Source organism: Pseudoalteromonas sp. GABNS16E (assembly GCF_028598715.1).
Classification (GTDB): Bacteria; Pseudomonadota; Gammaproteobacteria; order Enterobacterales; family Alteromonadaceae; genus Pseudoalteromonas; species Pseudoalteromonas atlantica.
Window position 1 is genome coordinate 45,988 of sequence record NZ_JAQREZ010000033.1, and the last position, 7,681, is coordinate 53,668.

General features: G+C 39.5%; 6 protein-coding genes and 1 pseudogene. 6 read left to right on the top strand and 1 reads right to left on the bottom strand.

What is annotated here, in order from left to right:
• The first annotated feature begins 50 nt into the window (after positions 1-50).
• From PSI06_RS13670 to PSI06_RS13695, 6 genes are all read left to right on the top strand, one after another.
• Positions 51-1,268, top strand: coding sequence for a lipoprotein-releasing ABC transporter permease subunit (locus tag PSI06_RS13670; protein WP_273603987.1), 1,218 nt, complete (start codon positions 51-53; stop codon positions 1,266-1,268).
• Positions 1,261-1,959 (top strand): lipoprotein-releasing ABC transporter ATP-binding protein LolD, encoded by a 699-nt coding sequence (gene lolD / locus PSI06_RS13675; protein ID WP_076920258.1) that lies wholly within the window; start codon positions 1,261-1,263, stop codon positions 1,957-1,959. Before PSI06_RS13670 ends, lolD begins: the two co-directional genes overlap by 8 nt.
• Positions 1,949-3,193 (top strand): lipoprotein-releasing ABC transporter permease subunit, encoded by a 1,245-nt coding sequence (locus tag PSI06_RS13680; RefSeq protein WP_273603984.1) that lies wholly within the window; start codon positions 1,949-1,951, stop codon positions 3,191-3,193. Before lolD ends, PSI06_RS13680 begins: the two co-directional genes overlap by 11 nt.
• A gap of 98 nt (positions 3,194-3,291) precedes the next feature.
• Entirely contained in the window at positions 3,292-3,765 is a 474-nt protein-coding gene (locus PSI06_RS13685; RefSeq protein ID WP_273603983.1) for a DUF1456 family protein, read from the top strand.
• 402 nt (positions 3,766-4,167) lie between these two features.
• On the top strand, positions 4,168-5,520 hold the full coding sequence (gene gdhA / locus PSI06_RS13690) for an NADP-specific glutamate dehydrogenase (protein ID WP_076920261.1): 1,353 nt from the start codon (positions 4,168-4,170) through the stop codon (positions 5,518-5,520).
• Between the two features lie 145 nt (positions 5,521-5,665).
• The gene (locus PSI06_RS13695; RefSeq protein ID WP_273605030.1) at positions 5,666-6,754 is read left to right on the top strand and encodes a GGDEF domain-containing protein; all 1,089 of its coding nucleotides are present in this window, start codon (positions 5,666-5,668) and stop codon (positions 6,752-6,754) included.
• A gap of 69 nt (positions 6,755-6,823) precedes the next feature.
• Here the strand turns inward: PSI06_RS13695 and PSI06_RS13700 are convergent.
• Positions 6,824-7,555, bottom strand: a pseudogene (locus tag PSI06_RS13700) (AMP-binding protein); the annotation flags it as partial.
• Positions 7,556-7,681: the final 126 nt, after the last annotated feature.

Below are 7,681 nucleotides of genomic sequence, written 5' to 3' on the forward strand. Positions count from 1 at the left end.
AGTTCGTGCTACTATAAAGCCACACTTTTAGCATTAATGTTTTAATTAATATGTTTCAACCTGTTAGCCTGTTTATCGGACTTAGATATAGTCGCTCTTCTAAAGGCAATGCGTTTATTTCGTTTATTTCTTTTTTTTCTATTGCAGGTATAGCGATTGGTTTAATGGCGCTCTTTACAGTAAGTAGTGTCATGAACGGCTTTGAAAGCAGCTTGAAAACAAATATGCTCGGGCTCATTCCACACGTTGAAGTGCAGGCCAAACAACACTCTAAAGCGCAGATGAACACCCTTAAAGCTGATCTTGAACAATCACCGTATGTTGAACATGTTAGTTTATATCGCCATGGTGAAGCCATACTGCAAACCAATAAAGACCTGCATGGTGTGCTGCTGCAAGGGCTCTATGATAATAATGACTCGCTTTATAAAATCACTGACAAAGTAGTGCAGGGTAATTGGCAAAGCGTATTAAATAATAATTATCACATTGCCATTAGCCGCTATTTAAGCCGTAAACTCGGCGTTGGCTTAGGCGATAAACTGCGCGTTATTATGCCTAATGCATCTACTTATACACCCCTTGGTCGTGTTCCAAGTCAGCGTTTATTCAAAATTGCTGCTATTTACGAAACCGGATCTGAAATTGACATGGGACTGGCATTTACCAGTGGTGTGTCATTGCAACGAGTATTAAAGCAAAGTAGCTCTACACCCCCTAATTTAAGTGTGTCACTGCATGAGCCATTTGCACTTAATGAATTTATTCAAGACAGCCAACGTATCCTCAAGAATTTTAGCTACACAGATTGGCGCAGTAGCCAAGGCACTTTATTTGCCGCTGTCGCGATGGAAAAACGCATTATGTCTATGCTCCTTGGCTTAATCGTGCTGGTGGCGGTGTTTAACATTGTGTCGGCGCTCACCATGATGGTGAGTGAAAAACAAAGCGAAGTCGCCATATTGCAAACTCTTGGGCTCACGCCAAGCCAAGTACAAACGGTATTTATGGTTCAAGGTTTATATAACGGAGTGATTGGTACGGCAGTAGGTGCCTCTTTAGGTATTTTATTTAGCTTATATATAAATGAACTGTTGGCGTTGGTTGGTTTAAATTTATTATCGGGGATTTCACTGCCGGTCAAATTTGATGTGCTTAGCTTAAGTGTGATTGCTGTTTTAAGCTTAGCCATGAGCTTTTTAGCGACTTTATATCCCGCGCGTCAGGCCGCCAAAGTAAACCCAGCAGAGGTATTACGTTATGAATGATTTAGTAATTAGTTGTGAACAAATAAGTAAAGCCTACCAAGACGGGCAAAACCAAGTTGAGGTATTAAAAGGGGTTGATTTAGCCCTAACCCAAGGTGAAATGTTAGCTATTGTAGGCAGCTCAGGTTCAGGTAAAAGCACCTTGTTGCATATTTTAGGTACCTTAGATACCGCCAGTTCTGGCAGTGCAAAAATAAAAAATCAAGATGTGGCTAAACTGTCTCGCAGCCAACAAGCCGCGTTTAGAAATCAAAACTTAGGGTTTATTTATCAATTTCATCATTTATTAATGGAATTTAGTGCGGTTGAGAACGTTGCTATGCCACTGTTAATAAAAGGCTTGAGTGCCAAAGAAGCAAATATAAAAGCGCTCGACATGCTTGATAAAGTCGGCCTTGCCCACAGAAGTAGCCATAAACCGTCGGCACTTTCTGGTGGCGAACGCCAACGTGTTGCCATAGCGCGTGCTTTAGTAACTGAGCCTGCACTGGTGCTTGCTGATGAGCCAACAGGTAATTTAGATAAGCAAAACGCGATTAAAATTTACGATTTAATTAATCAGCTAAATAAAAGTTTAAACACCAGTTTTGTGGTGGTGACTCATGATTTAGAGCTTGCCGACAAGCTGGGTAAAATAGCGTATTTAGATGATGGTAAATTAACGATAAAAGAGTCGAGCCATGTTGCTTAGTGCCTTTATAAGTAAACGTTTCAGAGCCTACTCAGGCCATAAAGATGAAAAAAACGCGTTTGTTAGTTTTATTGCCAAGGCATCCACTATTGGCATTTTACTTGGTGTTGCCGTGTTGATTGTGGCGTTATCGGTGATCAATGGCTTTGAGCAACAATTAGTGCATCGTTTATTAAGTGTCGTGCCACAAGTTGAATATGTGGCACCAAGCAGGCCGATTGCTGACTGGCCCAGCAAAGTCGAAAAATTAAAACAGCAACCACAAGTAACAGGAGCAGCCCCATTTATAGCAGTAAATGGTATGGCGCAATTTAAAAGCCAATTAAAAGCAGTTGAAATACGTGGTGTTGAGCCTTCGCTAGAGAGCGACGTATCAGCGGTTAACCAATTTACACAAGGTAAATTAGTCAGTCAGCTAGCACTTGAGGATGTTATTTTAGGCAAGCAAATTGTCACTCAACTTAATATATCAATAGGCGACACTGTCACTTTATTGATCCCACAAATTAGTGAAAAAGGACAATCATTACTTGCGCCAAAACGGGTTACATTAACACTCGCAGGCATTATAGAAATGGGCGGTCCTATTGATAGCAGTGCCGCGTTTATTCACCTTAGCAAAGCACAACAAACCTTAGGTTACGATCAAAGCCAAGTAACCGGCCTACGTTTACGGGTTGATGATGTGTTTGCAGCGCACCAAATAGCGTTGAGAGTAGGGCAAACAGTCACTGATTATGTGTATATATCGAGTTGGTTTAGAACTCAAGGCAGCTTGTATCAAGACATTCAAATGGTGCGCACGATTGTTTATATTGTGGTGTTTTTAATTATTGCAGTCGCTAGTTTTAACATTGTTTCGTCATTAGTGATGGAAGTGCGCGAAAAAGAAGGCAATATTGCCATTTTAAAAACCATGGGTGCCAAAGACAGTACTATTTTGGCTACTTTTGTAATGCAAGGCTTAACCCAAGCGTTTGTTGGCGTGGTTTTAGGCTCTATTATTGGCGTTATTCTAGCAATCAATATTAGTGAGCTGTTTACTTGGCTGAGCTTATTGATGGGTGAAAACCCGCTAGAAGGTGTGTATTTTATCGAATTCTTACCGAGTAAATTAGTTTGGCAAGATATTGTGTTGACCGTTATTGCCACCTTTGTGCTTGCAATATTGGCGACGCTATATCCAGCATGGCAAGCAACACGTGTTGATCCGGCAAAAGTATTGGGTAATTAAACGCAGTATTTAATAGGGCGCTTAGTGTAACTCTGATAAACTGCGCCGCTATTAAACAGCTTTTGTTTGCTGAGCACTTATTTACCTTGGGATTTACTTTGACAAATAACGATATTTTACGCCGTATTCGCTACACCTTTGATTTAACCGATTCAGCAATGGTTGGCGTGTTCGCCGCTGCAGAGCACAGCGTAAGCACTGAGCAGGTGATTGCATGGTTAACTAAAGAGGGCGAGCAAGGTTACACCCCAATAAGTGACACTGAATTTGCGGTATTCTTAAATGGCTTTATAAATACTAAGCGCGGTAAACGTGACGGTGAGCAGCCAATCCCAGAGACTAAATTAAACAATAATATTATTTTTATGAAATTACGTATTGCTTTAAATATGAAAGCAGAAGACGTAATTGCCACACTAGCCTTAGTTGATTTTGATTTAAGTAAGCATGAACTTAGTGCATTTTCACGTAAAGTTGAAAACAAACATTACCGTGTGTGTAACGATCAAGTTTTACGTTTATTTTTAACCGGTGTGCAGCGTACTTTTCGCCCAGATGGCGAAAAAGCTTAATGCATTTTATGGAGGTTGGTTAGCAACCTCCATTTAAAACTCTTAAACGAACTCACTAAAACCTACGCTATTATTAGTCTTATCCTTCTACAACTTCAGTCTCATAAAGCATTTTATATTGTTGCGCTCGTAAAAACGTAGAGTCGTCTTTTGTTTTACTATTTTTTTAATACTTTTAACGTGTTATTCATTAAAACTGGCGTTTTTAGCATATAAATTCTTTATTAATGGGTTTTTATACAAAATAAACAACAATTTAATTCAACATCAAACACGTGCATCCAGTTTATCTATGATGTTAAAGTGTAAAAATAATGATCGCATAATCAATTTCTCCACTAACAATAGCGTTGATCATTTTTCCTGTTTCGAATTAAAAAATACCCACATGGAAGAATAAATATGAATTATATACACAGAACAATTGCGCAATTAAAGCAGACGAGCCCTGCGCAATGTGAGTTTTATCAAGCAGTAGAAGAAGTGCTGGACTCGCTAGAGCCTATATTTGCGCAAACCAGTCATTACCAACAACAAGCAATTATTCAAAGAATGGTAGAGCCAGAGCGTCAGTTAATGTTTCGCGTGCCTTGGGTTGATGACGAGGGCAATATTCAAGTAAATAAAGGCTACCGTATCGAATTTAATTCAGCGCTGGGCCCTTACAAAGGCGGCTTACGTTTTCATCCAAGTGTAAATGCCAGCATCATAAAATTTTTAGGCTTCGAACAAATTTTTAAAAATGCACTGACTGGTTTGCCTATAGGCGGCGGCAAAGGAGGCGCTAACTTTGATCCTAAAGGACGCTCTGATGGCGAGATAATGCGTTTTTGCCAATCGTTTATGACCGAGTTATATCGTCATATTGGCCCTACAACCGATGTACCTGCAGGAGATATTGGCGTAGGGGCAAGAGAAATTGGTTATATGTTTGGCCAATACAAACGCTTAACAGGGCGCTATGAAGGCGTACTAACCGGTAAAAGCTTACTTTGGGGCGGATCGCTTGCTCGCAAAGAAGCAACGGGTTATGGCGCAGTGTATTTTGCTAACTATATGCTTAAAGATCGTGATGACAGCTTAGCAGGAAAACGCTGTTTAATTTCAGGCTCAGGCAATGTGGCTATTTATGCCATGGAAAAATTATATCAATTAGGGGCCACACCTATTGCCTGTAGTGACTCAAAAGGCACTTTGTACGATGAGAGTGGCATTGACTTAAAACTTATTAAGCAATTAAAAGAGCACTCACGAGGATGCCTAAGTGACTACCTAGATACTCATCCTCAGGCAAAGTATACGCCCCGCGATGAGTACCCTCAGGATGGTCATGCTGTATGGCGTTACAGTGCGGATGCGGCTTTTCCTTGTGCTACGCAAAATGAATTAACCCAAGCGGATGCAAAAGCACTACTTGAAAATGGTTGTATTTTAGTTAGTGAAGGGGCAAATATGCCTTCAACCAAAGAAGCGATTGATTGCTTTATTGAAGCAAAAATAGCTTATGGCCCTGGCAAAGCAGCGAATGCCGGTGGGGTAGCAACTAGCCAATTAGAAATGGCGCAAAATGCCAGTATGCAAAGCTGGACGTTTGAAGAAGTTGATGAAAAGCTTAAGCAAATAATGAAAGATATTTTCACCACAGCCAACGACACCGCAAAAGAGTTTGATCAACCCGGCAACCTACTACTAGGCGCTAACATCGCTGGATTTAGACGTGTAGCCGATGCAATGATTGAACAAGGTGTAGTGTAACCACTCTCTTAATTTATGAGCCTATATAATTGAGATTATGTGGGCTTTTCTTAAGTTTTTTATTAGGTTAATTAAAATTTGATTCGCTAAACAAGGTGAGTCTACTATATTATTTTGATAAGGATGCCTAACAAGGAGAGTGACATTGCAGCTCTTACCTTCACAGTTTTATTTTTCAAGTGCCACCGAGCATGACTTTCAATACTTATTGAATAAAAACACGCTTCACATTGCTAATGTGACGCTGTATTTAGTTACGGTATTTTTATTGTCCTTTATTTTTATTTCTTGGTTTGATGATAAAAAAGAGAGTACCTCAACCATTAATATTCTGAGGATTATAATGGTGGGTTTGTCGGTTTATCTAATTTACATAAACAAAAAATTAAAACCTGAAAAATTGCATACTCGCTACTTTTTATACGGCATTTTATTTTGTTTATTATTTGGTTATTTCTTTTGGACTTATGTTAAAACCTATTATGAACTCCACGAAGGTGGCCCGATGTTAGTTGCGGCTGCATTTGTCGCTATTCCCATGTTACATTTAGGTCATAAGCTAGTCCTGTGGTCAATTATAGCTATCAGTTTATTAGTAATTGAACTTTATTCTTCTATATCAATTATCTGGACGCTCTATTTTTACTTCAGTATGGTTATTGTGATGGCCATAATTCAATATCAACTCGATATTTTACTACGTAAACAATACCAGGCTGAGCTCTTAGAAGCAGAGAAAGCCAATATTGATCAACTTACCGGTATGAGCAATAGGCATAGCTTTGACAAGCACTGTAAAACCTTAATAAAAAAGCTAAAACCCTCTCAATATTTAGCGCTTGCGATGATAGATGTTGATTATTTTAAAAAATATAACGATAACTATGGTCATTTAGAGGGTGATAACGTGTTGGTTGAAGTTGCAAACCGACTGAAAGATTGTGGTGCTGATATTACTGTGCGCTTTGGTGGGGAGGAATTTATATTAGTTAAAACGGTCGATGAAAATGAATTACATTGGCTGAGTGATTTAACACAGCGCTTTGCAAATGAGCCTATTGCTCATGCTTATTCTCCGTTTAATTACGTAACTGTATCTGCAGGGGTAGCTTATGATAAATATTGTCAACATAGGCCATCAATCGAAACTTTATTGGCTACAGCTGATACTGCCATGTACAAATCAAAAGCAGCAGGTAGAAACAGGCTTACTGTTAAAGTCATTAAGTCTTAGCTAAGTAATTTATAATAAAATACAATGCAACGTTTAATCGTTGCATTGTAATAAAGTAGCCGTTAACTATTACGAAAATGCAGACTCGGCGAGTTCTTCTTGCATTTGTTCGCGCATTTTAAATTTTTGCAATTTGCCGGTTACCGTCATTGGGTAATGTTCGACAAAGCGAATATATTTAGGCTGTTTAAAGTAGGCGAGTTTGTCTTTTAAAAACAATCGAATTGCTTGCTCATCAAGTACTTCACCTTCTTTAGGTTGGATCCAGGCACACACTTCTTCGCCAAACTTTTCATCGGTAATACCAAAAATTGCCGCATCTTGTATCCCTGGGTAGGTGTATAAAACCTCCTCAATCTCACGGGGGTATATATTTTCACCGCCGCGAATGATCATGTCTTTAATTCTGCCAACAATACTGACAAAGCCTTCACTGTCCATTACCCCCAAATCACCTGAATGTAACCAGCCTTGATTATCGATAGTGGCTTTGGTTTTCTCTTCATCATTCCAGTAGCAACGCATTATGCCGGCACCACGGCTACAAACCTCTCCGGGTTGGCCTATTTTTTGAACTTCACCCACTTCATCAATAATTTTTACTTCAGTGTGCGCAAGTGCTCTTCCTACTGTGGTGACTTGACGTTCAATTGATGAGTCGGTTTCAGTGATATTGTTGATTGGGCTACACTCTGTTTGTCCATAGGCTATAACGACTTGGTTCATATTCATCAGTGTTTGTACTTTACGCATAACTTGTTCGGGACAGGTTGAGCCAGCCATAACGCCGGTTCGTAATGTAACCTGAGCTGCACATAAGAAATGGAACTAAATGCCCTTGCGGTGATCAGATCTTTCGACCAAGAAACATAAGATTACCAAGGCAAGGGCATGAATAACTTAGATGCAATTTACGTAGATGTCGAT